25 protein-coding genes are annotated in these 23,617 nt (G+C 64.6%); 19 read left to right on the top strand and 6 right to left on the bottom strand.

Annotated features, from left to right (window positions below; translation table 11 throughout):
- The 8 genes from LZ016_RS09020 (at window position 1) to tatC (ending at window position 5,387) form a co-directional block, all read left to right on the top strand.
- A complete protein-coding gene (locus LZ016_RS09020; protein ID WP_241447042.1) occupies window positions 1-771 on the top strand; it encodes a hypothetical protein in 771 nt (256 codons plus the stop codon).
- Window positions 746-1,423, top strand: coding sequence for an SPOR domain-containing protein (locus LZ016_RS09015; RefSeq protein WP_241447041.1), 678 nt, complete (start codon window positions 746-748; stop codon window positions 1,421-1,423). The genes LZ016_RS09020 and LZ016_RS09015 overlap by 26 nt, the downstream gene beginning before the upstream one ends.
- On the top strand, window positions 1,423-2,430 hold the full coding sequence (nagZ, locus tag LZ016_RS09010; RefSeq protein WP_241447504.1) for a beta-N-acetylhexosaminidase: 1,008 nt from the start codon (window positions 1,423-1,425) through the stop codon (window positions 2,428-2,430). Before LZ016_RS09015 ends, nagZ begins: the two co-directional genes overlap by 1 nt.
- Window positions 2,431-2,502: 72 nt before the next feature.
- Window positions 2,503-3,252, top strand: a complete 750-nt coding sequence (locus tag LZ016_RS09005) for a segregation and condensation protein A (protein WP_241447040.1) — start codon at window positions 2,503-2,505, stop codon at window positions 3,250-3,252.
- Window positions 3,252-3,830, top strand: coding sequence for an SMC-Scp complex subunit ScpB (gene scpB, locus LZ016_RS09000; RefSeq protein WP_241447039.1), 579 nt, complete (start codon window positions 3,252-3,254; stop codon window positions 3,828-3,830). Before LZ016_RS09005 ends, scpB begins: the two co-directional genes overlap by 1 nt.
- 26 nt (window positions 3,831-3,856) lie before the next feature.
- Complete coding sequence (locus tag LZ016_RS08995; RefSeq protein ID WP_241447038.1) at window positions 3,857-4,147, top strand: twin-arginine translocase TatA/TatE family subunit; 291 nt, start codon at window positions 3,857-3,859, stop codon at window positions 4,145-4,147.
- A gap of 20 nt (window positions 4,148-4,167) precedes the next feature.
- Window positions 4,168-4,551: a Sec-independent protein translocase protein TatB gene (tatB, locus tag LZ016_RS08990; protein WP_241447037.1), complete on the top strand. Its 384-nt coding sequence runs from the start codon at window positions 4,168-4,170 to the stop codon at window positions 4,549-4,551.
- Window positions 4,548-5,387 carry a twin-arginine translocase subunit TatC gene (tatC, locus tag LZ016_RS08985; protein WP_241447036.1) on the top strand — a complete coding sequence of 280 codons (840 nt, stop codon included), beginning with the start codon at window positions 4,548-4,550 and terminating at the stop codon, window positions 5,385-5,387. Before tatB ends, tatC begins: the two co-directional genes overlap by 4 nt.
- A gap of 114 nt (window positions 5,388-5,501) precedes the next feature.
- On the opposite strand, the gene LZ016_RS08980 is transcribed toward tatC, so the two are convergent.
- Together LZ016_RS08980 and LZ016_RS08975 are read right to left on the bottom strand one after the other, a co-directional pair.
- The gene (locus tag LZ016_RS08980) at window positions 5,502-7,046 is read right to left on the bottom strand and encodes a sensor histidine kinase (RefSeq protein WP_241447035.1); all 1,545 of its coding nucleotides are present in this window, start codon (window positions 7,044-7,046) and stop codon (window positions 5,502-5,504) included.
- A gap of 21 nt (window positions 7,047-7,067) precedes the next feature.
- The gene (locus tag LZ016_RS08975; protein WP_241447034.1) at window positions 7,068-7,262 is read right to left on the bottom strand and encodes a NepR family anti-sigma factor; all 195 of its coding nucleotides are present in this window, start codon (window positions 7,260-7,262) and stop codon (window positions 7,068-7,070) included.
- Between the two features lie 295 nt (window positions 7,263-7,557).
- Here LZ016_RS08975 and LZ016_RS08970 point away from each other — a divergent pair, with 295 nt between their 5' ends.
- The 3 genes from LZ016_RS08970 to LZ016_RS08960 all read left to right on the top strand — a co-directional run bounded on the left by LZ016_RS08970 (window position 7,558) and on the right by LZ016_RS08960 (window position 9,315).
- Complete coding sequence (locus tag LZ016_RS08970; RefSeq protein ID WP_241447503.1) at window positions 7,558-8,355, top strand: response regulator; 798 nt, start codon at window positions 7,558-7,560, stop codon at window positions 8,353-8,355.
- Window positions 8,356-8,430: 75 nt separating this feature from the next.
- Complete coding sequence (locus tag LZ016_RS08965) at window positions 8,431-8,574, top strand: hypothetical protein (RefSeq protein WP_241447033.1); 144 nt, start codon at window positions 8,431-8,433, stop codon at window positions 8,572-8,574.
- A 105-nt stretch (window positions 8,575-8,679) separates the two neighbouring features.
- Entirely contained in the window at window positions 8,680-9,315 is a 636-nt protein-coding gene (locus LZ016_RS08960) for a sigma-70 family RNA polymerase sigma factor (protein ID WP_241447502.1), read from the top strand.
- 3 nt (window positions 9,316-9,318) lie between these two features.
- Here the strand turns inward: LZ016_RS08960 and LZ016_RS08955 are convergent, their stop codons facing one another.
- Entirely contained in the window at window positions 9,319-9,456 is a 138-nt protein-coding gene (locus LZ016_RS08955) for a hypothetical protein (protein WP_241447032.1), read from the bottom strand.
- An 11-nt stretch (window positions 9,457-9,467) separates the two neighbouring features.
- On the opposite strand from LZ016_RS08955, the gene LZ016_RS08950 reads away from it, so the two are divergent.
- The 8 genes from LZ016_RS08950 to LZ016_RS08915 all read left to right on the top strand — a co-directional run bounded on the left by LZ016_RS08950 (window position 9,468) and on the right by LZ016_RS08915 (window position 20,015).
- Complete coding sequence (locus LZ016_RS08950) at window positions 9,468-12,257, top strand: bifunctional [glutamine synthetase] adenylyltransferase/[glutamine synthetase]-adenylyl-L-tyrosine phosphorylase (RefSeq protein ID WP_241447031.1); 2,790 nt, start codon at window positions 9,468-9,470, stop codon at window positions 12,255-12,257.
- The gene (locus tag LZ016_RS08945; RefSeq protein WP_241447030.1) at window positions 12,254-12,712 is read left to right on the top strand and encodes a peroxiredoxin; all 459 of its coding nucleotides are present in this window, start codon (window positions 12,254-12,256) and stop codon (window positions 12,710-12,712) included. The genes LZ016_RS08950 and LZ016_RS08945 overlap by 4 nt, the downstream gene beginning before the upstream one ends.
- Window positions 12,713-12,763: 51 nt before the next feature.
- Window positions 12,764-13,543: a succinate dehydrogenase iron-sulfur subunit gene (locus LZ016_RS08940; protein WP_277622533.1), complete on the top strand. Its 780-nt coding sequence runs from the start codon at window positions 12,764-12,766 to the stop codon at window positions 13,541-13,543.
- Window positions 13,540-14,040 (top strand): PaaI family thioesterase, encoded by a 501-nt coding sequence (locus tag LZ016_RS15695; protein ID WP_241447029.1) that lies wholly within the window; start codon window positions 13,540-13,542, stop codon window positions 14,038-14,040. Before LZ016_RS08940 ends, LZ016_RS15695 begins: the two co-directional genes overlap by 4 nt.
- Window positions 14,037-15,155 carry a cell division protein ZapE gene (gene zapE / locus LZ016_RS08930; RefSeq protein ID WP_241447028.1) on the top strand — a complete coding sequence of 373 codons (1,119 nt, stop codon included), beginning with the start codon at window positions 14,037-14,039 and terminating at the stop codon, window positions 15,153-15,155. The genes LZ016_RS15695 and zapE overlap by 4 nt, the downstream gene beginning before the upstream one ends.
- A 54-nt stretch (window positions 15,156-15,209) precedes the next feature.
- Complete coding sequence (locus LZ016_RS08925) at window positions 15,210-16,643, top strand: M20/M25/M40 family metallo-hydrolase (protein ID WP_241447027.1); 1,434 nt, start codon at window positions 15,210-15,212, stop codon at window positions 16,641-16,643.
- A gap of 70 nt (window positions 16,644-16,713) precedes the next feature.
- Window positions 16,714-18,150 carry a M20/M25/M40 family metallo-hydrolase gene (locus LZ016_RS08920; RefSeq protein WP_241447026.1) on the top strand — a complete coding sequence of 479 codons (1,437 nt, stop codon included), beginning with the start codon at window positions 16,714-16,716 and terminating at the stop codon, window positions 18,148-18,150.
- Between the two features lie 8 nt (window positions 18,151-18,158).
- Entirely contained in the window at window positions 18,159-20,015 is a 1,857-nt protein-coding gene (locus tag LZ016_RS08915) for a glycoside hydrolase family 2 protein (RefSeq protein ID WP_241447025.1), read from the top strand.
- A gap of 54 nt (window positions 20,016-20,069) precedes the next feature.
- On the opposite strand, the gene groL is transcribed toward LZ016_RS08915, so the two are convergent.
- From groL to LZ016_RS08900, 3 genes are all read right to left on the bottom strand, one after another.
- A complete protein-coding gene (gene groL, locus LZ016_RS08910) occupies window positions 20,070-21,710 on the bottom strand; it encodes a chaperonin GroEL (protein ID WP_241447024.1) in 1,641 nt (546 codons plus the stop codon).
- A gap of 72 nt (window positions 21,711-21,782) precedes the next feature.
- Window positions 21,783-22,070, bottom strand: a complete 288-nt coding sequence (gene groES / locus LZ016_RS08905; RefSeq protein ID WP_187708007.1) for a co-chaperone GroES — start codon at window positions 22,068-22,070, stop codon at window positions 21,783-21,785.
- A 122-nt stretch (window positions 22,071-22,192) separates the two neighbouring features.
- On the bottom strand, window positions 22,193-23,590 hold the full coding sequence (locus tag LZ016_RS08900) for an MATE family efflux transporter (protein ID WP_241447023.1): 1,398 nt from the start codon (window positions 23,588-23,590) through the stop codon (window positions 22,193-22,195).
- Window positions 23,591-23,617 lie beyond the last annotated feature (27 nt).

Below are 23,617 nucleotides of genomic sequence, written 5' to 3'. Positions count from 1 at the left end.
ATGCCGAATATTTCGACGGCTGCGGACGCCGACCGGCTTCCCTGGCTGACCGACGAGATCAAGCGGCGTCCGAAGCGGTCGTCCAGCTGGGTCGTTCCGTTCCTCGCCGCTAGCGCTGTCGCACTGATTGCCGCGCTTTCCTTCTGGCTCGGAATGAGTGGGGCGCTGCGGCAGAAGGCCGTCGAGGCGCCGAACGCTCGCGTCGAGCTGCCCCCGGCCTCCCTGCCGTCGGAGCCCGTGCTGCTGCAGCCTGAACCGGTCATGCCGCAGGTTGCGCCTGCGCCGTCCCCCGAGGTTGCGTTGCCGGAGCAAAAGGAAGTCGCGATCGAAGCGCCGCCTCTGAGGCGCGCCCGGCAAGCCGCGGCTGTCGCGGTTCACCGCTCGCATGCCGTTGCTGCCAAACCGAAGCCGTCGACGGCAAAACCAGAGGAGGACAAGGGCGGCCTGAGATATGCCAGTCCATGGGAGTCCAAGGACGTGTCGGGTCGGATGGTCCGCGTTGGCGCCTACTCCACCCTCGAGAAGGGCAAGGAAGCCTGGACGCGGCTGGCCCAGCTGTCACCCGCGATCAAGCAGCTTCCCGCCGTCGTCACCGACCTGCCGGGCAGGAGCGGCAAGGTTTATTACTGGCTCCAGATCGGAACCACTTCACAGGCCCACTCCGAAGTGCTTTGCCAGCGCATGAGGGCGATCAAGCAGAGCTGCGTGGTCGTCGATTTGGCGGGGGCGCGGAAGGGCAGCGGAAATGAGCGACAGCCGGTCGGCATATGACGAACAGCTGCCGTGGCTGGAGGCAGTCGATGACGAGGACGGCCCCAAGGGTCTCCCGGCACGGCGCATGCTCGCCGCGTTGCTCGTCGTTCTCCTCGCCGCAGCGTTAGTTTCAGCGACCTTCTTCTGGCTCGGGCGGCAGAATGCCGTCGACACGGGTGTCGCTCCCGAGATCATCCGTGCGGAGCCTGGTCCCTATAAGGTCCGGCCGGTCGATCCCGGCGGACTCGACGTTGCCGGCGAAAGCGAAACCGCGTTCGAAACGAGCGCGGGGCAGGACACGGACGCGCAGCTCGATCTCAGCAAGGCGCCGGAAGAGCCGGTCGCCGCGCCGAAATCCGCCCCGAAGCCGGAGCCCGCAGTTGCAGAACCCGCCAAGCCGGCAAAAGCCGCGGAGCCGGAAGCCGAGGCCGCTCCCACGGGCGGCAAGGGCAGCGTGGTCCAGCTCGGCGCATTTGCCAACAAGGCGCAGGCGGAGCGGGCCTGGTCCGCGCTTTCCGCGCGCTTCCCGTCAGTCGCTGCCATGAACAAGATGGTCATCCCCTTTTCCGGCGGGATCCGCCTGCGTGGCGCGGCGGCATCCCCGGCCGATGCGAAGACGGTGTGCCAGACGCTCAAGGTCGCGGGCGAGAATTGCTTCGTGGCCAACTGATGCAGGCGGCGATCTACGGGCTGGAAGGGACGGAGCTGAAGCCGGGAGAGCGCGACTTCTTCGGCGATGCCGACCCGGCCGGATACATCCTCTTCAGGCGCAATTGCGAAGACCGGGCGCAGCTTCGGCGGCTCACGGACGGGCTGCGCGAGATCAGCGGACGGCCCGACCTTCCGATCCTCATCGACCAGGAAGGCGGACGGGTCGCGCGCCTGCGTCCGCCGGAATGGCCCACGTTCCCCTGCGGCGAGGCGTTCGACCGGCTCTATCAGGTGGCACCATCGAGCGCGATCGAAGCGGCGCGGGTGAACGCGCGAGCGCTCGCGCTGATGCTCGACGAGGTCGGGGTCAACGTGGACTGTCTACCGATGCTCGACGTTCGTCAGCCCGGAGCGACCGACATCGTCGGTGATCGAGCACTGGGATCGGAGCCGATGCAGGTCGCGGCGCTGGGCAAGGCGATCCTCGACGGCCTCCATTCGGCGGGCGTGCTCGGCGTCATCAAGCACATTCCGGGACACGGGCGCGCACTGGTCGACAGCCACCACGAGCTTCCGGTTGTGGATGCAGGCGAGGAAGAGCTCGCCGTCGATCTCGAGCCGTTCGAGCGGCTTCGCGGCGCTGCGATGGGGATGACCAGTCACTTGCTCTACAAGCAGTGGGATCCGGAGCGGCCCGCGTCGCAATCGCCCATCGTCATTCACGACATCATCCGCCAGCGCATCGGCTTCGACGGCTTCCTGATGAGCGACGATATTGGCATGGAAGCGCTTGCCGGCGATCACGGGCAGCGCGCGGCGGCCTGCGTGGCGGCAGGATGCGACGTCGCGCTCCACTGCGACGGCAAGATGGAGAACATGGTGCTGGTCGCCGGCGCGGTTCCGTCGCTCTCGCCGGAAGCGGAGGGGAGGCTCGCCCGCGCGATGGCGTTGACCTTCACGCCGCAGGACGGCGAGGATTTCGCGGCTGCGGTCGAGAAGCGGGACGCTCTGCTGGCGCTCGCCTGAGTCGGGAACTTATCCACAGGACTCTGGGCTTTTCCCTTCGCATGACAGGAACTTGCGGTTAGTCTTCGAGCCGTGGAGGGGAATGCGCTCGATTTCTCGGCGGGTTCGGAAGAGCTGACGCTGAACCTGGACGGGTGGGAAGGCCCGCTCGATCTGCTGCTCAACCTCGCGCGCGCCCAGAAGGTCGACCTCGCGCAGATTTCCATCCTGCAGCTCGTCGACCAATACACCGACTATATCGCCGGCGCCCGTGCGCTGAAGCTGGAGATCGCGGCCGACTATCTCGTGATGGCCGCCTGGCTGGCCTACCTGAAGTCCTGCCTGCTGCTGCCGAAGGACCCTGAGCAGGACCCGAGCCCCGAAGAAGTCGCGCTGCGCCTGCAGATGCGCCTGCAGCGGCTCGACGCGATGCGCGAGGCTGGTGCGCGTTTGCTCGGCCGCGACCGCATCGGCCGCGACGTGTTCGTGCGCGGCGCGCCGGAGGGACTGCGGCTCGTGCGCAAGTCGGCGTGGCAGGTCACGCCGTTTGATCTGTTCTCGGCCTACGGTTTCGTGAAGGCGCGGACGCAGCCGGCGATGCACGTGATTCATACGCGCCACGTGATGACGCTGGACGATGCGATCGAGCGGGTCAGCAAGATGATCGGCATGGCCATCGACTGGATGGAGATCGAAGCCTTCCTTCCTGCTGGTGACGATCCCGCGTTCCGGCGCTCGGCGCTCGCGTCCAGCTTCGTGGCGGCTTTGGAACTCGCCCGCAGGGGCAGGCTCGACATCAGGCAGGACGAGCCTTTCGCTCCGCTTCAACTCCGCGCCGCCTGATGGACGAGTTCGTTCGCGCCGTAGAGGCCACGATCTTCGCCTCGGCCGAACCCCTGACGCCCGATGAGATCGGGCTGCATGCGGGTGAGGGCGACGTCGACGTGGCTCTGCGCACCCTGACCGAAATCTACACCGGTCGCGGGATCGAGCTCGTCGAGCGCGGCGGGAAGTGGCACTTCCAGACCGCGCCGGATCTCGCGCATTTGCTGCGGCGTACCCGTGAGGAGCCCCGTCGCCTGTCACGCGCGGCTACGGAAACGCTGGCGATCGTCGCCTATCACGAGCCCGTCTCGCGGGCAGAGATCGAGGCCATCCGCGGCGTCCAGATCTCCAAGGGCACGCTCGACGTGCTGATGGAAGCGGGATGGGTCCGCACCGCCGGGCGCCGTGAAACGCCCGGCCGGCCGCTGCTCTACGCGACGACCAATGACTTCCTGAAGCACTTCGGCCTGGGCTCGCGCCGCGACCTTCCGGGGATCGACGACCTGAAGGCCGCCGGATTGCTCGATCCGCTCGACGAAACCGTCTTTGAGGCTCTCGGGCAACTCCAACTGGAAAGCGACGAAGAGGAGGACTAGAAGGCCCGCCAAAGGAGTTTCATTCGATGGGCGGTTTCAGTTTCTGGCATATCCTGATCTTCGCGATCATCCTGCTGCTGTTGTTCGGCGGCAACCGCTTCTCCAACATGATGGGCGACGTCGCCAAAGGCCTGAAAAGCTTCAAGCAGGGCATGGCGGACGACGAGGACGACAAGATGCGTCGCTATGAGGAGCAGCGTCGCCAGGACCCGCGCCCGCTTCCGCGCAACGAGGACCGCCCGATCGACGTGACTCCGGAGCCACGCCGTTCCACCGACTCCGTGCCGCCCGCCGGAGACGACCGCACCAACGGCTAAATTCAGGCGGGACGCCCGGCATGTTCGGCGTCGACACCAGCGAGCTTCTTCTTGTCGCCGTCCTGGCGCTGATCTTCATCGGCCCCAAGGACCTGCCCAACGCCCTGCGCACCCTCGGCCGCTTTGTCGGTCAGGTTCGCGGGATGGCTCGCCATTTCCAGTCCGGCATCGATGCGATGATCCGCGAGGCCGAACTCGCAGAGATGGAGAAGAAGTGGCGCGAGGAGAATGAGCGCATCATGCGCGACTATCCGGCGCTTCTTGAGGGACAGAGGGCGGAGGCTGCCCATGCGAAGCAGCCGGACCTGCCGCTCGACAGCGCTCCGGGCGTGCCAGACCCGCTGAATCCGCCCTCCACGCCGCCGGAAACTGAAAACACTCCCGAGAAGAGGGAGCTTCCGTGAGGGACATCGACGACACCAAGGCGCCGCTGATCGAGCATCTGATCGAGCTGAGGAAGCGCCTGCTCTATTCGCTCGGCGTGCTCGTCGTGCTTTTCTTCGGCTGTCTGGCCTACGCCAAGACGATCTTCGCAATCCTCGTGCAGCCGCTGATCGCCGCGGGGCAGGGCAAGATCATCTACACCGACATCTTCGAAGCCTTTTTTGCCGAGGTGAAAGTCGCTCTTTTTGCGGCGCTGATGGTCGGCTTCCCCTTCTTCGCAATCCAGGTCTGGAAGTTCGTCGCGCCCGGGCTCTACGCCAAGGAGAAGAAGGCGCTCTTGCCCTTCCTGGTGCTGACGCCCGTCTTCTTCGTCGGCGGCGCGTCCTTCGCTTATTTCGTCGCAATGCCGTGGGCGCTGCATTTCTTGCTTAGCTTCCAGGGCGACGTCGGAGGCATCCAGCGCGAAGCACTTCCCGGCGTTGGCAATTACCTGAACTTCTGCACGCGCTTCCTGTTCGGCTTCGGCGTCGCGTTCCTGACGCCCATTCTGCTGATGGTGCTGGAGCGTGCCGGGCTGATTACTCTCGAGCAGCTCACCAAGTCGCGCCGCTACGCCATCGTGGGATGCGCGGCGGTCTCGGCCGTGCTTACTCCGCCGGATGCCGTTTCGATGCTTCTGCTGCTTGTGCCGCTCTATTCGCTGTACGAGCTGGCCATCCTCGCCATCCGCCTCACGCACTGGCGTCGGGGACGCAAGGAAGCGACCGCTCCCAAGGCTGATTCAGGCTCTGAAGAAAATGAGGGCCCGGAAGCGCCACCGGGGGGGGGGAGGGTTGGCGGTTCCGGGCCCATTTAATCGGATAGCGAGAGCGGGGGGGCAAAAGGTCACTATCCGAAGAGCAAAACGGCCATGCCCGTCTACGGTTCCGGACATTTCGACAATTTTTTCGTCGTGACCGTAACGACCTAACTAGAGGTCGCGCGGAGGGAAAACCGGCAATTCGACGCTGTAGCGGCCAAGTTTCCGCTCAAGACTAGACCGGAGCTGTTTCGCCAGGCCGGAAATGATCCTTTCGAACTGAACCTTCTCGCGATCGCCCTCTTCGTCGGGGTTGAGGACTTTGCTGTTGAGCGTCAGTCGGGCCGTCAGCTCGCTCGTTCTCCGAAGCGAGATTTCGACCGGGTCCTCCGGTGTCCTCAACATTGCGAATTCTACGATCTCGGTGACCAGGAAGGCCACCGACACGGCAACGTCCTGGGTGGTGTTTGCACCTTCAAGGTCCAGGTCGATGCGTAACGATCGGGCCGATTCCGGCGCCGTCGCGCGCAGCTCCGCCGCGAGCTCCGAAATCAGCGGGCGAAGGGAGATCCCCCGATTCTCCTCCATCTCCGCGAAGTGGTTGCGGTGGACGATCGCGAGTGCGCCAACGCGGCGGCTGATCGACCCGTAGGCGGCGCGCGCATGGGCACTCTCGGCGTTACGGCCGTGGATGTTGATCAGCGACGCGACCACCTGGAGATTGTTCTTCACTCGGTGATGGACCTCGCGGACCAGCCGCCTCTGCCCGTCAAGCGCGCCCGCCATCTCGCGTTCGGACTCCTCCACTCGCGTCACGGCCTTTTGGAAGGAGTCACGCAGGTCCTGAATCTCGGTCGACGGTCCGAGTTTGCTCGGCAGCTGGAGACCGTTCCCGCCGGGCTCGTAACTGCCGACGGCGCGCTGCAGCTGGCGCAGCGGCCGGATGAGTAGCCGAGTCACCAGCACCCAGGTGATCAAAGCGGCAATCAACCACATCAGGAACGGGAGCATGAGCATGACGCGGTCGCCGGTCGTGATGCCCGGGACGTGGGTGGAGACGAGTACCTTCAGCCGGCCGTTTCCGATCGCCCACTCGCGCGTCTCGACAGGTGGATCGGCTGCGTCGCCTGCATCCGGGGCGATAATGGTGAGCGCACGGTCGCCTTCGCGGACGATTAGGGCGCTTACGACAGCGCCGGTTTCGATGGCCGCCGCACGGAGGTCCTGCTCTGACAGGCTGCCTGTGGCCATTCCGTCGCTCAGGCCTACCCGGAACGTGAGGGATTTAGAGTCGGGGGAGATGCCGAGCGCGATGTCACCCGGCGCGACCATGTTGAGTTCGCTCGTGTCCGGAACCTCTCCGACCTCGCAAATCGGGGTGCCGTCGGGGCGTTCGAGCTCGAACCGCCGCGCCACGGCCGGCGTAATGCTTAGCGAGCGTTGGACCCTTTGGCAGGGGTCGGGGCCCGTCAGCTCACCATTGGCGGCGATCCGAAGGGCCATGGCATTGCGCGCGACGAGGCTTTCCACGGATCGCGCGGCGAGCCGCGACTGCTCCTGCGCTCGGCTGCGCAGGATCGCGTTCGCGTCGCCGATGCCTTGGTTGGCAGCCCAGAAAAGCCCGATCCCGATCGGGAGCAGGGCCGCGCTGAGAATAAGGAGAAGCTTTACGGCAGTCGGAAGCGCGGCAAACCACCGCCCTGCCGCGCTTAGCATTGCGGGGGCCCTACTAGGGAATCAGCTGAGCTTGCCGAGGAGGTCCGAAAAATCATCGGGCACGGATTCGCGGAGCGTGTCATCGTAAATCGTGCGAAGAGCCCGACCGATGTCGCTCGCCCGCTGCTTGCGGCCCTTCTTTTCGTCAGGCGACTTCCCGTGCACTGCCTTCTCCTCGGCACCGCCAGAAGGGCCGCCCTTAGTCTTACCACTCAACTCCTCGTCCCCCCTTGCGCGGGTACAAGCGCGCTTCACTTACCGATCAACTTCAACGGTGCAACGGCTTTGACAGCTTGCCGCGAGGAAAATGTACCGGACAAGGACGCAGAACCGCACCCGCAGCACCTTGCTGCGCGATGGGGGAAACCAAATGGCCAGTTCTTTGTTCCAGCGAACAACACTTCTTTGCGGGGATGAGTACCGGACCGAAAGACACAACCCACCAAGGGTTGCATCAATTGTTACGCACGCTCAAAGAATGCCTCGCTCACGATTGGGAGAGCTCGAATATATGTCGCTTGGTCAGGAACTCGCACCGCATCTGCCATTTCTGCGCCGCTACGCGCGCGCTCTGACGGGAAGTCAGACGCATGGTGATGCGTTCGTCCGCGCGACGCTCGAGGCTATTGTCGCCAAGCCGGACGAGTTCCCGCGCGACGTCGATCCGCGTCTCGGTCTGTACCGGACCTTTCACGCAATCTGGTCTACGGCCAACGTGGAAGAAGGCGAAGAGCCGACGAAGGACTACAGCGGCGCCGAAGGCATTGCGCAGGCACGCCTCTCGCGCATCACGCCGCTGTCCCGGCAGGCGCTGCTTCTGACCTCGCTCGAAGGTTTCTCGTCCGACGATGCCGCGTATTTGATCGGCGCGACGCCTGAAGACGTGGATTCGCTCGTCGCCGAGGCTCTCAGCGAGATCGAACGCCAGACCCTGGCCGACGTCCTCATCATCGAGGACGAGCCGATCATCGCAATGGATATCGAGACGATCGTCCGCGACCTCGGCCATAACGTCACCGGCGTTGCGGTGACTCGCGACGAGGCGGTTGCGCAGGCTCGCCAGCACCCGCCGGGCCTGGTCCTCGCCGACATTCAGCTCGCCGACGATTCCAGCGGCATCGATGCGGTGAAGGACATTCTGGCCGAATTCTCGGTCCCGGTGATCTTCATCACGGCGTTCCCGGAACGTCTCCTGACGGGCACCCGTCCGGAGCCGACATTCCTCATCACCAAGCCGTTTCAACGGTCGACGGTGAAGGCGGCCATCGCGCAGGCGCTGTTCTTCGACGCGGCAACGGTACCGGCCTAAGTTTCCGACGTAACGCAGGCGGAACATGGTTCGCGACAGCGCGTTGGCCCGTCGAAACTTGGCTTGAGAGAATTGATGAGCGACCAGAGGCCGGAACAGCTTACGACGACTGAAGCGCGGGCGGGGTACACGCCCCACATGACGCGCTACGTTTTGGGCATCGGTCTCGTGCTGGTGGTGGTGATTTTCGCGTTGATATACCTGTTTTACGCGGCCTGAGCTTCCTAAGTTCAATTACCTCGCAAGCCATGCGTCCGGCAGGTCCGCTGCCGGGAGAACCGATTCAACGGGTGGGGAATAGTGGCCGAAGATCAAGACGACGACATGGACCTTGATGGCGAGATGCAGCCGGCTCCCGAGCCGGTCCCGCTATCCGATCCCGAGTTCAAGGAGCAGCTGGCGGCGGTCATTCCGCATCTGCGTGCCTTCGGCCGTTCCCTTTCGGGAAGCCGCGATCTGGCGGACGATCTGGTGCAGGAAACGCTTCTCAAGGCGTGGGCCGCGCGCAAACGCTTCCAGGCGGGCACGAACATGCGTGCCTGGACCTTTATCATCCTTCGCAACCTGTTCCTCAGCCAGATGCGCCGTGCGCGCTTCAAGGGCGAGTGGGACGAACTGACGGCCTCGAAGATCCTTTCGGCCCCCGCGAGCCAGGATCGTCACATCGAGCTCAGCGACATGCAGCGTGCGCTCATGCATTTGCCGCAACCGCAGCGTGAGGCACTCATCCTCGTCGGTGCGGGCGGGTTCGCTTACGAAGAAGCCGCCGAGATCTGCGGTTGCGCCGTCGGCACGATCAAGAGCCGCGTGGCTCGCGGCCGCGTTGCTCTCGAGGGTCTGCTTTCGAGCGGAAAGCTGCCGTCGCGCAGGCAGCACAAGACCGATCCGAACAAGTCGGCGCTTCAGACGATCATGGGTGAAGTGGACGACCTCAGCCGAGACCACGAAGGTCAGGGCTGAAAGCTAGTTCAGGCGGCGCAGTAGATCGTCGAAATCGGACTCGCGCCGGTCTTCGTTCACCGGCGCGAATGCGCGCCGGAGAGCTGCCGTAATACCGGCATGGGCTGGCGGGATATCGACGCGAATGATTCTGCGGTCCATGCTGATATCCGATGCCGCCGTGGATCGACGCTCCGTGTCCATGGTCTGTAGATAACTATCGATTAGCAGGGAGGTTTCCCCTGAAGTCGGCCATTGGCCAAGAAACTGCCGCAACCTCGCGTCCTGCTGCCGGTGCAACGCGGCAAGCCGCGCTGGATCGCGCACGGGAGTTCTCGCCGTTCCTGCGCGAAGCCGCGGCAGCGCTTCCCCAACTTGCGGATCTGTTCGTCGAGCAGGGGTCGGTTTCCGCGATCGAGGCCGCGGTCGCGGTTCGCGGCGACACGGTCGAAGCAGAGCTGCGGCGGCAGCGGCTTGGGCTGGCTCTCACTGTGGCGTTTGGCGATTTGGCCGGCGAACTGTCGTTCGAAGAGGCAACCGGTGCACTGTCCGATTTTGCGGACAGCGCGATCGAACGGGCGCTTGCCGCGGCCTTGAATGAGCGCGTGCCGGGTTGCGAGGTCAAGGGCATCACCGCGCTCGCACTCGGCAAGCTCGGAAGCCGGGAATTGAACTATTCGTCGGACGTCGACCTGCTGCTGCTGTTCGACCCCGAGACCATGCCGCGTCGAGAGCGCGACGATCCTTCGGAAGCCGCGGTCCGCGTCGGCAAGCGCATGATTGAGCTGCTGCAGAAGCGGACAGGTGATGGCTATGTCGTCCGCGTCGACCTCCGGCTGAGGCCGTCGCCTGAAGTCACCCCCATCGTCCTGCCCGTGAATGCCGCCATCTCGCATTACGAATCGAGCGCTTTGCCGTGGGAGCGGGCCGCGTTCATCCGCGCTCGCGTTTGCGCGGGCGATCGAACGCTAGGCGAGCATTTTCTGCAGTCGATCAAGCCGTTCGTCTGGCGCCGCTCGCTCGACTTCGGCGTCATCGAGGAAGTGCGCGAGATTTCCGCCCGCATCCGCGATCATTATGCCCAGGGCGCTCAGCTTGGGCCCGGCTTCGATTTGAAGCGTGGGCGCGGCGGCATTCGCGAAGTCGAGTTTTTCGCCCAGATCCAGCAGATGATTCACGGCGGCCGCGATCCGGCCGTTCGCGAACCGGCAACGCTCGACGCTCTCGATGCTCTGCAGCGGACGGGCAAAATCGGGGCCGACGACGCGGCGGCGCTGGCTGAAGCCTACCGGCTGTTCCGCACGATCGAGCACCGGGTGCAGATGATCGATGATGCGCAGACGCACCTGCTTCCGCTCGATCGCAGTGCGCTAGACCAGGTCGCGCACTTGCACGAACTGCCCGATGGCGACGCATTAATCGAACTGCTCCGGCCGCACGTCGAGCGCACCGAGACGCTGTTCAATTCGCTGGCGCCCGACCGCGAGGGCCGCCTGTCCAACGACGAGGACAAGCTCGCGGAGGAGCTGCGCACGCTCGGGTTCGACAATCCCGACGTCGCGATGCGCAGGATCCACGATTGGAGGTCGGGCAAGGCGCGGTCCCTGCGGTCGCCCGCCGCGCTAACGGCCTTCGAAGGCATGCTGCCGGGATTGCTCCGTGAGATCGCGACGGGCCCCGATCCGGAGCGCGCGCTCAACCGCTTCGCCGACATCATCGAGCGCCTCTCGAGCGGCATCAACCTGTACCGATTGCTCGAAGCGCGGCCGCAGCTCGCGCGCCATCTGGCGCTGATCCTGGCTCACGCACCGCCTCTCGGCGATATGCTGGCGGCGCGGCCTGATCTACTCGACGGCCTGATCGACGAGTCCAGCTTCAGCTTGCCGCCCGAACCGGATGTGCTTTCAGAGCGGCTGCTGTCGGCGATGGCCGGGGAAGCCTACGATCGCGCGCTGGATCGCACCCGGCGCCAGGTCAACGAACGGCGTTTCGCGCTCGGCGTCACCTTGATCGCCGCGCATGCCGATCCGCTCGACGTCGCCATCGGCTACAGCGACGTGGCGGAGAGCGCCGTCGTCGCCTTGGCCGAGCTGGCGACCGACGAACTGGCGAGGACGTACGGCCGCGTTCCGGGCGCGGAGCTGATCATCTTGGCGCTCGGGCGCTTCGGGGGACGCGCGCTCACACACGCGTCGGACCTCGACATTATTTACCTCTACGATGCGCCGCCGGGCGCCATGTCGGATGGCGCCAAGTCGGTCAGCGCGACGGATTACTTCAACCGCCTCGCCAACCGAGTGACCGCGGCGCTCAGCGTCTCGACGGCGGTGGGCGGGCTCTACGACGTCGATACGCGCCTCCGGCCGCAGGGCAGCGAAGGCATGCTCGCCGTGTCGCTGGAGGGTTTCGTCGATTATCAGCGCGGCGAAGCCTGGACGTGGGAGCATATGGCGCTGTGCCGGGCCCGGCCCATCTACGGCTCCGCACAAAAGCGCGAGAAGATTCGTCAGGCGATCCACTCCATCCTCGCCGATCGCGGGGACAAGGCGAAAATCCGCGCTGACGCCGCCAAGATGCGCGACGAAATGGCGCGGCATAAGCGGCCGTCCGGCCCATTGGACATCAAGCTCGGGCCAGGCGGGCTCGTTGACCTGGAGTTTGCGGTGCACACGCTCCAGCTGACGAACGGGCAGGGGCTCGACACGAGGCTTGAATGTGCGATCGCCGGCCTCGCGGAGAAGGGCCTGATGGACCCCTCCTACGACGCCGACCTTCGCCTGCTCAGCCGGATGCTGGTCGTGATGCGGCTGGTTGCACCGGACGGTAAGGAGCCGCCGGAAAAGTCGCGCGGCCTCGTCGCGTCGCTCTGCGGCCACGAAAGCTGGGAGTCGCTTCTTGCAGCGCATGACGAGGCGCGGCAGAGGATCGCGGCGCTGTGGAAGAAGGTGAAGGAAGCTCCATGATTGACGAAGGCGACAAGGCCCCAGCCATTACGGTGATCGCAAGCGACGGGAGCAGCGTCGACCTCTCCTCGCCGAGCCAGCCGCTCGTCCTCTACTTCTATCCAAAGGACGACACTTCCGGCTGCACCAAGGAAGCGCAGGATTTCACCGCGCTTGCGGGCGACTTCAAGAAGGCTGGTGCCAAGGTCGTCGGCGTGTCGCGCGATCCAATGAAAAAGCACGAAAAGTTCATCAGCAAGTACGACCTCGCCGTGCCGCTCGCTTCCGACGAGGACGGCCGCATCTCCGACGCGTTCGGCACCTGGGTCGAAAAGTCGATGTACGGCCGGAAATATATGGGCATGGAGCGCGCGACCTATCTTATCGATTCGGACGGCAAGGTCATCCGCGCCTGGCGCAAGGTGAAGGTGCCTGGCCACGCGCAAGAAGTCCTGAGGGCGGCCGCGCAGGTTTGAAAAGATGGGGCGCGGGTGATAGCGCCCGCGCAAGTCAAATAGGAGCAGGCCTTGGCCGAGTTTCGCCTTCCCAAGAACAGCCGCATCACCAAGGGCAAGAAGCACCCGGCCGAAGAGGGCAAGCGGCTCAAGACGTTCAAGATCTACCGTTACGATCCGGACGGCAGCGCGAACCCGCGTTTCGACACCTACACCATCGATCTCGACAAGACCGGGCCGATGGTCCTCGACGCGCTCATCCGCATCAAGAACGAGATCGATTCCACGCTGACCTTCCGCCGCTCCTGCCGCGAAGGCATTTGCGGTTCCTGCTCGATGAACATGGACGGCCGGAATGGCCTCGCCTGCACGACCGCGATCGAGGACATGAAGGGCGACGTGCAGATCACTCCGCTTCCGCACATGGAAGTGGTAAAGGACCTCGTTCCCGACCTCACTCACGTTTACGCGCAATATGCGTCAATCCAGCCGTGGCTGAAGAGCGTGACGCCGGCACCGTCGGGGCGCGAGCGGCTGCAATCGCCCGAAGACCGCGCGAAGCTGGATGGCCTCTACGAGTGCATCCTGTGCTTCTGCTGCTCCACAGGCTGCCCGAGCTACTGGTGGAACTCCGACCGCTTCCTCGGTCCGGCGGTGCTGCTGCAGGCCTACCGCTGGCTGGCCGACAGCCGTGACGAAGCGACGGGCGAGCGCCTCAACGATCTCGAAGATCCGTTCCGCCTGTATCGCTGTCACACGATCATGAACTGCGCGAACGTCTGTCCGAAGGGCCTCAATCCGGCCAAGGCGATCGCGGAGACCAAGAAGCTGATCGCCGAACGCGCCGCGTGAGCGAAGACGGCCACACTTTAGGCGGCGAAGGGTTGGAAGACGTCGGCGTTCCCGCCGGAGCCAAGCCCGACGCAGACAATCCCGGGTGGTACAGCTGGGGCGACTTCCCGCGCGGATCGTTCGCCGCCGCGACCGGACGCCTGCTGTTCAGGCCTGACGGGCCGGGGCGCGGCGTCGCCCGCATGTTCCCGACCGAAGCGCATATGAACATGGGCGGCTCGATCCACGGCGGCGCTGTCATGAGCTTCATTGACATGGCCATGTTTGCCGGCGGCCGCTGCGCGGGCATGGCGCAGGGTCATTACGTCACCCTCGACCTGACGACGCACTTCCTGGCGCGCGGCAAGGTCGGCGTCCCGCTCGATGCGCACGTCGAGCTGGTCAGGCAGACGCGCGCGCACGCCTTCATGCAAGGCGTGGTGAAGCAGGACGGAGAGGCCTGCTACAGCTTCACCGGCACGCTGAAGCGCATCAAAGAGAAGAACGCGCCCGCATGACCGGAGCGGTAGGCCGCGCCTACCAGGAGATGGTCAGGGCAGGGGAGCTGAAGCCGGACCCGGCGCAGGAACGCGCCGTCGCCGCTCTCGACCGGTTCGCGCAGGACCTGGAATCGGACAACGGCAAAAACTTGTTCTCCCGCCTGTTCGGCAAGCGTCAGGACGGGCCGGTCGGCGTGTACCTCTGGGGCGGCGTCGGACGCGGCAAGTCGATGCTGATGGACCTCGCCTTCGACCATATCGCGGTGGAGCCAAAACGGCGCGTCCACTTCCACGCCTTCATGATCGAGACGCACGCGCGACTTCGCGACAAGCGCAAGGACGAGGAAGGCGATCCGCTGGAGCGGGCGGCCGACGACATCGCCGATGAAGTGAAGCTGCTTTGCTTCGACGAGATGCAGGTGACGAACCCCGCCGACGCGATGATCCTGTCGCGCCTGTTCGAGCGTCTGATCGAGCGCGGCGTTCGCATCGTCACCACGTCGAACCGGCCGCCGCGCGATCTCTACAAGGACGGACTGAACCGCGAGCTCTTCTTGCCCTTCATCGACCTTCTCGAGAAGCGGTTCGCGGTCGTCGAGGTGAACGGCCCGACGGACTATCGCCTGCATCGATTGACCGGCGTGAATGTCTGGCACGTGCCCAACGGGCCGGAGGCGACGAAGGCGCTTAGCAACGCCTTCTTCAAGCTCACCGACTATCCGGTCGAGGACCGCGCCAAGGTTCCGACCGAGGAACTATCCGTCGGCGGCGGCCGCACTCTGCACGTGCCGAAAAGCCTGAAGGGCGTCGCGGTCTTTTCGTTTAAACGGCTGGTCGGCGAACCGCGCGGCGCCGCCGATTATCTGGCCATCGCGCAGCGCTATCACACGGTCATCATCGTCGGCATTCCGGTGATGACGCGCGACATGCGCAACGAGGCCGCTCGGTTCGTGACCCTGATCGACGCGCTTTACGAGCACCGCGTGAAGCTGCTCGCCGCCGCCGACGCCCAACCCGAAGGCCTTTACCCGCAAGGCGACGGCAGCTTCGAATTTCAGCGCACGGTTAGCCGTTTGGAAGAGATGCGCAGCGCCGAATATCTCGCGGAAGGCCACGGAACCGACCACGCTTGACGGGCCACGCTGCGCCGGTAGCTTCACGCAACTCATTTCGGGGGAGTCTTACTGATGCGCCGTCTGCCTGCCGCTGCGTTCGCCACCGTTTCGCTCGCCGTTCTCGCCGGCGCCTCACCCCCGCAACTGACCCAGGCGCAGCGCGACTCCACACACGCGATGTTCGAGCATGTGGTCAACACGCCCACGGTCATTGGGCGGCACAAGACTCCTGAAATGGCGAATTACGTCGCCGACCAGTTCAAGGCCGCAGGCTTCCGGGCGGAAGATGTGCACGTCGTTCCCTACCACACCGAAAGCGCAACGACCGGCGGCGATGACACGGCTGCAGTGATCGTTCGCTGGCGGGCTCCAGGCAAAAGCAATCTGAAGCCGATTATGCTGATGGGTCACATGGATGTGGTCGAGGCAAAGGTCGAAGATTCCACCACCGATCCGTTCGTGCTGACCGAGCGGGACGGCTATTACTACGGGCGCGGCACCACCGACATGAAGGACGGGATCGTCGCCATCACGCAGGCGATGATCAATCTGAAGGCATCCGGCTTCAAACCGAAGCGCGATATCGTCGTCCTGTTTACGGGCGACGAGGAGACCAACGGCATCGGCGCGAAGAAGGGCGCGGGCGAGTGGCTCGAGCTGCTCAGCCACCCGGAATTCGGATTGAACGCCGATGGCGGCGGCGGCGGCATCAATCCCGACAAGTCGCCTGCCGGGTATACGATGCAGACTGCCGAGAAGACGTTCGCGGGCTATACGCTGACAGTGCGCAATCGCGGCGGTCACTCGTCGAAGCCGCGCAAGGACAATGCCATCTACAGCCTCGCGCACGCGCTGGATAAGATCGAAGCCTACCGCTTCGCGCCGATGATGAACGAGACGACCCGCGCTTACTTCGCGGGACGCGAGAAGCAGGAGAAGGGGCCGCTCGGCGATGCGATGCGCGCCTGGCTCGCCAATCCCAATGACGGCGCCGCGGCCGACACGATCGAAGCGAGCGAAAGCGAAGTTGGCCTGACGCGGACGCGCTGCGTTCCGACCCGCCTGTTCGCGGGACACGCGGACAATGCCCTTCCGCAGCTCGCGACCGCGATGATCAACTGCCGCATCTTCCCGGGCGTCGATCCGAACGACGTGAAGAAGGAACTGGAGAAGATCGTTGCCGATACGGAAGTCGTAGTGACTCGTAACGACGACAATCCAGCTTCGCTAGCATCACCGCTGCGTCCAGAAGTGACTGCCGCCTACACGAAAGCGATCCACGCTCTGCACCCGAACCAGCCGATCTTCCCGGAAATGTCGACGGGCGCGAGCGATGCGCGGCCGTTCCGTGTTGCCGGCATCCCGGTCTACGGGGTGAACGGCAGCTGGTACGTTGTGCCCGTCGACTTCCGTGCACACGGCAAGGACGAGCGCATTCCCGTGCAGGCCCTCTACGACAATGTCGTGCACTGGCAGATCCTGCTGCGTGAGCTGACCGGCAAGTAAAGCGGTTCGCCGCTTGACCCTTCGTCCAGTCGTCCTAGCCTTCGAACATTCCAGCCAAAGGTCATTCCCGATGAAGTCTGTTCTTGCCTGCGTACTCGCCGCGGCTCTTGCGAGCACCGCGTCCGCTGCAACCAATCCGCTGACCGTTCCGACCAAGCTCGAACCAGCCTGGCAGGCGAAGACGCGCGACGTGTTCAAGCAGGCGATCGAGATCCCCTCCGTCCATCATCGCGGCGAGATGCCGCGCATGGCGAAGCTGCTCGCCGACCAGTTCCGCGCGGCGGGCATTCCGGAATCCGACATCCACATCATGCCCTACGAGGCGCTTCCGGGCGACAAGACTGTCGCGCTGATCGTCCGCTGGCGGTCGCCGCACGCGACGAAGAAGCCGATGATGATCCTCGGCCACATGGACGTCGTCGAAGCCAAGCGTGAGGATTGGAAGTTCGACCCGTTCGTGTTCCGCGAAGAGGGCGGCTATTTCCTCGGCCGGGGCACCAGCGACATGAAGAACGGCGACGTCGCGACGACGATGGCGGCGGTGAAGCTGATGAGCGAAGGCTTCAAGCCGAACCGCGACATCATCTTCTTCTACAGCGGCGACGAGGAGACGAACGGACGCGGCGCGACGCTTGGCGCAAGCGAGTGGCGCAACCTGACCGACGCCGAATTCGGTCTGAATGCCGACGGCGGCTGCGGTGCGTACGACAAGAACTTCCGTCCCCTCGGCTGCGGTATCTCGACTGCCGAGAAGACGTTCCAGACCTACTTCTTCACGACGATCAATCCGGGCGGCCACAGCTCTCGTCCGCGTCCGGACAACGCCATCTACGATCTCGCGGATGCCTTGAAGGCGCTCCAGAACCATCGCTTCACGCCGATGATGAACGAGACGAGCCGCGGCTATTTCGAGGAGCGTGCGCGGCAGGAAGGCAATAGCGCGCTCGGCAATGCGATGCGGCGTTGGCTCGCCAATCCGAACGACGGCGCCGCCGCCGACGAGATCGAGGCGAACCCGCTGGAAGTCGGCCTGACCCGCACCCGCTGCGTTGCGACGATGCTGGAAGGCGGTCATGCCGACAATGCGCTGCCGCAACGGGCAAAGGCGACCGTGAATTGCCGGATCATGCCGGGCGTGCAGCCGAAGGACGTTCAGGCCGAGCTTCAGCAGCTCGCCGGCCCGAAGGTGCAGGTCACGCCGGACCCTAATTATATCGGCGAGCCGACCCCGCCGTCGCCGCTTCGTCCCGACGTGTTGAAGGCGGTGACCAAGTCGATCCAGAAGCTGCACGGGCCGCAGATGCGGGTCTATCCGCTGATGTCCACGGGCGCGAGCGACGGCTCCTTCTTCAGGGCCAAGGGCATCCCGGTTTACGACGTCGACGGCAGCTGGGGCATCTCGCCCGACGACGAGCGCGCCCATGGCCTCGACGAGCGTATCCCGGTCCGCGCGATGTACGACGACGTCGTCCACTGGCAGTCGATCATCCGCGACCTCGCCAGCTGAGGCTGGTCATGCTGCGGGTGCTGCTGGCGGCAATCGGACTGGCGTTCAGCGCGGTCGCTTCGGCGACCGTGCCGCCTCCGCCGCCGATTGCGCTCGTGTCCGCGGACATGCGGCCGCACCAGAGCCTCGACGGTCCCTGGCACTGGTCCGTCGACCCCTATCGCGACGGCCGCGCGGGCTTTCATGGTGGCCCGCCGGGTCCGAGCAGCCAGCGCTACGCCGACATCATCCAGGCGGACGTTGCGGCCAAGGATCCGACGGCGCTGTTCGAATTCGACATGCAGCGCTCCCCCACGGTCGAGCTTCCCGGCGCGTGGATCGGGCACTCGCCGGAAATGCGCTATTACAATGGCTTGGTCTGGTATCAGCGAACGTTTGACTTCACGCCGCAGCCGGGAAAGCGGACGTTCGTCCGCTTCGGCGCCGTGGATTATCGCGCCGACCTCTACTTGAACGGCAAGAAGCTCATCAGCCATTTCGGCGGCTTCACGCCCTTCGCCGCCGAGGTGACGCAGTTCGTTCGCCCGGGCAGAAACCAGATCACCGTCGGCGTGGATTCCGAGCGCAACAGCCTGGACGTCCCGCCGGTCGTGACCGACTGGGAGAATTACGGCGGGATCACGCGGTCCGTGAGCCTAATCAGCGTTCCCGAGACGTTCATCGACGATGCTTGGGTAAGGCTGACGAAGGACGGGCGCATCGCGGCGTCCGTGCGTCTCAACGGTTCGCAGATGGCCGGCTTCCCCGTCCGTCTACGTATCCCTTCTCTGGGCCTGACGATTGCCGGAACGACGGATGGCGATGGCAGGTGGACCGGCAACGCGCCCGTCACGCGCGCCCTGCGTCGTTGGTCGCCGGAAAGTCCGACACTTTACGACGTGCGCTTCGAAGCGGGCATCGATGTGCTCGCCGATCGCGTCGGTTTCCGCACCATCGAAGTCCGCGGCGAGGACATATTGCTCAACGGCAAACCCATCTTCCTTCGCGGCATCTCAATGCACGAGGAGGAGCTGGGCGAAAATCCGGTGCGGAGGATCACGCCGGAAGCAGCGAAGGCGCTGCTGGGTACCATCAAGCAAGGGCTGCACGGCAATTTCGTGCGGCTCGCTCATTATCCGCACAGCGAGGTGATGACGCGGGCGGCCGATGAACTTGGCCTGCTCGTGTGGAGCGAGATCCCGGTCTACTGGCAAGTCCAGTGGGACAATCCCGGCGTGCTCTCCAGCGCCGAGGAGATGCTGCGCGAGAACATCGTCCGCGACCGCAATCGCGCTTCGATCATCCTGTGGAGCGTCGGCAACGAGACGCCAGTCAGCGATGCCCGGACAGCTTTCATGCGCGCGCTGGTGAAGCAGGTGCGTGAGCTCGACGACAGCCGGTTGGTGACGGCAGCGCTGCTGAGCGCGCGCAAGGGGAATGTGCAGACCATCGACGATCCGCTTGCGGGCGGACTCGATGTGATGGCGGTCAACACGTACAACGGTTGGTACACGCCAGACCCGCTGGCGAGCCTGCCGGAGCTTGAGTGGCGCTCGCCGGTGAGGAAGCCGCTCATCTTCTCCGAGTTCGGAGCGGACGCGAAGGCGGGCTACCACGACGAGGCGGCGAGCCCGCACAAGTTCAGCGAGGAATATCAGGCGGAATATTACCGCCAGACTCTCGCGATGGCACGCAAGGTCCCGTTCCTGCGCGGGATGAGCCCATGGATCCTCAAGGACTTCCGCTCGCCGCGCCGGCAGCACCCGGTTTTCCAGCAAGGCTGGAACCGTAAGGGGCTCATTTCGCCAACCGGCCAGCGCAAGGAAGCGTTCGGCGTTCTCTCCAAAGAGTATCAGGCACTGGAGGCTGTAGGAGTAGGCAAATAAAAAGGGCCGGAGGATCGCTCCTCCAGCCCTTCTCTTTTGCCTTGGGTCGCGGACCTAGAAGTCCATGCCGCCCATGCCGCCCATGCCGCCGGCACCAGCCATCGCAGGCTTGTCCTCGGGCATTTCGCTGACCGCCGCTTCGGTGGTGATCAGCAGGCCGGCGACCGATGCCGCGTCCTGGAGTGCAGCGCGGACGACCTTGGTCGGGTCGATCACGCCAGCCGCAACCAGGTTCTCGTAGACCTCCGTCTGGGCGTTGAAGCCGAGGGTCGGGTCCTTGGCGTCGATCAGCTTGCCGGCAACCACGGCGCCGTCATGGCCCGCGTTCTCGGCAATCTGCCGCACTGGCGACTGGAGCGCCTTGCGGATGATGTCGATGCCGCGGGTCTGGTCGTCATTCTCGCCCTTGAGGCCTTCAAGAGCTTTGGTCGCGTAGAGCAGCGCAGTGCCGCCGCCCGGGACGATGCCTTCCTCGACCGCGGCGCGGGTCGCGTGGAGAGCGTCGTCGACGCGGTCCTTGCGCTCCTTCACTTCGATCTCGGACGCGCCGCCAACCTTGATCACCGCGACGCCGCCGGCGAGCTTCGCCAGCCGCTCCTGCAGCTTCTCACGGTCATAGTCGGAGGTCGTGTTCTCGATCTGCTGACGGATCGCGGCAACCCGGCCCTCGATCGCTTCACGCTGACCGGCACCATCCACGATCGTGGTGTTGTCCTTGTCAATCGTGACGCGCTTGGCCTGACCGAGCATGTTCACAGTGACGTTCTCGAGCTTGATGCCGAGATCTTCGCTGATCATCTCGCCGCCGGTGAGGACTGCGATGTCCTCGAGCATCGCCTTGCGGCGATCGCCGAAGCCCGGCGCCTTTACCGCCGCAACCTTGAGGCCGCCGCGCAGCTTGTTAACGACGAGCGTCGCGAGAGCTTCGCCTTCGATGTCCTCGGCGATGATCAGGAGCGGACGGCCGCTCTGGACGACCGCTTCCAGGATCGGAAGCATCGCCTGGAGGTTCGAAAGCTTCTTCTCATGGATGAGGATGTACGGGTCCGTCAGCTCGACCTGCATCTTCTCGGGGTTGGTGATGAAGTAGGGCGACAGATAGCCGCGGTCGAACTGCATGCCTTCGACGACGTCCAGCTCGAACTCGAGACCCTTGGCCTCCTCGACAGTGATCACGCCTTCCTTGCCGACCTTCTCCATGGCCTCGGCGATCTTCTCGCCGACTTCCTTGTCGCCATTGGCGGAGATGATTCCGACCTGGGCGATTTCCTGGCTGCCCGCGACGGCCTTCGAACGGCCCTTGAGGTCCTCGACGACCTTGCCGACGGCGATGTCGATGCCGCGCTTGAGATCCATCGGGTTCATGCCGGCCGCGACCGACTTCATGCCCTCACGGACGATCGACTGCGCCAGAACGGTCGCGGTCGTGGTGCCGTCGCCGGCGAGGTCGTTCGTCTTCGAAGCGACTTCGCGCAGCATCTGCGCACCCATGTTCTCGAACTTGTCCTTGAGCTCGATCTCCTTGGCGACGGTGACGCCGTCCTTGGTGATGCGCGGTGCGCCGAAGCTCTTGTCGATGACGACGTTCCGGCCCTTGGGGCCCAGCGTCACCTTCACTGCGTCGGCGAGAATGTCGACGCCGCGGAGAATGCGCTCACGCGCATCGCGGGAAAATTTGACGTCCTTGGCTGCCATCTGGCTACCCTTTCGTTTCTTGGAAGTTCGCTAAGTTCACTGCTCAACGCGCATGCGCGCGAGAGCCGAAGGTCAGCCGACGATCCCGAGGATGTCGCTTTCCTTCATGATGATCAGGTCTTCGCCGTCGATCTTCACTTCGGTGCCCGACCACTTGCCGAACAGGATCTTGTCGCCGGCCTTAACGTCGAGAGGCGTGACCTTGCCCTCGTCGCTGCGAGCCCCGGTGCCGACGGAGATGACTTCGCCTTCCTGCGGTTTTTCCTTGGCGGTGTCCGGAATGATGATTCCACCGGTCGTCTTCTCATCAGCCTCGATACGGCGGACGAGGACGCGGTCATGAAGCGGCCTGAAACCCATTGTGTGAGCCCCTTGTCTTTCTTGTTGAACCTATACGCGTTGGCACTCCCGCAAGGAGAGTGCCAGCGATGGCCGGCATATGGGTGTGGCGGTTTAGGGCGTCAACACCCTGAGCGCACATTTTACGCGTCGGCTGGAAGCAACCCCAATTTGTCGCGTCGGCTCCAGCGCCTGATCATCAGAACGGCAACGACTCCAAGACCCGCGGCCAGTCCAGTCCAGATGCCGACGCCGCGCCACTCCATTGCGAATGCGAGCGCGACACCGATGCCCAGGCCAATGGCCCAGTAACCGAACAGAGCGAAGACCATCGGCACCCGTGTGTCGTGGATGCCGCGCAGCATACCGGCACCGACCACCTGCCAGCCGTCCACGATCTGGAAAAGAGCGGCGATGCGCAGGAAGGATACTCCGAGGGCGATCACCGTCGCATTCTCCGGCGTGTCCGCGAGGAAAAGCGTGATCAGCTCGTGCGGGAAGATGAACATCAGCGTTGCCATCAGCGTCATGAATGCTGTGCTGAGGCCCAATGCTGTCCAGCCCGCGAGGCCGATGGCGGCACGATCGCCTCGACCGTATGCCAAGCCGACGCGCACCGTCGTCGCCTGCCCAAGCGCCAGCGGGACCATGAAGGTCGTCGCGGCGATCTGCAGCGCGATCTGGTGAGCGGCTACGGAGGAGGCTCCGAACAGGCCCATGAGGTAGGCGGCAGCGCTGAACACACCGCCTTCGAAGCCCGTGGTCAGACCGATTGGGAGACCGAGCTTGAAGAGCTGGCGGAAGCGAGGCCAGTCGGGCCTCCAAAAGCGGCCGAAGAGATGGAAACGGCGGAACTGGCGGTCGGTGAGAATGACAAGACCCAGCGCCAGGGCCATTGCCGCCCAGACGACCGAGCTGCCGATGCCTCCGCCGATAAGACCTAGCTTCGGCAGGCCGAGATGGCCGAATATCAGCGACCAGCTGACGATCGCGTTTAACGGAATCCCGAGCGTGCTGATGACGAGGACCCACCCGGGACGCTCCAGCGCGGAAACGAAGTTCCGCATCACCTGGAACAGCATCCAGGGCGGGATGACCCACATGTAGCCACGCAGGAACCAGCCCGCGAGCCGCGACAGCTCCGGATCCTGGCCGAAGAAGAGGATGACCTTCTCGGCGTTCCACAGGACGATCAGCGTCGGCCCGGCCATCAGCGCGGCGGCCCACAGACCCTGGCGGAAGGTGCGGCGGACGTCGCGAACGGCATTGGACCGCGCGCCGAGGGCAGACGCCATCATCGGCGAAGTGGCGGTGAGCACCCCAAGCGCGAAAAGGATCATGCCGAACGAAAGGCTCAGCCCGAGCGCGGCAGCGGCAAGCTCCTTTGATCCCAGCCAGCCGAGCAGGACGACGTCTGTCGCCTGAATGAGCTGCATCGTCAGGTTGGCGAGGATCAGCGGCCAGGCGAGCGCGAGCGTCGCGCGCAGTTCGTCCGTCCAGCGGGCGCGGCTTTCGGCGGTCATGCTTGCGGCCGTATCCATGCGCGGGCCCTAGCCGCCCGCGAGAGC

Source organism: Sphingomonas telluris (genome assembly GCF_022568775.1).
Lineage (GTDB): Bacteria > Pseudomonadota > Alphaproteobacteria > Sphingomonadales > Sphingomonadaceae > Sphingomicrobium > Sphingomicrobium telluris.
Note: the sequence above shows the minus strand (reverse complement) of the source record. Positions and strands in the feature narration are given on the sequence as shown.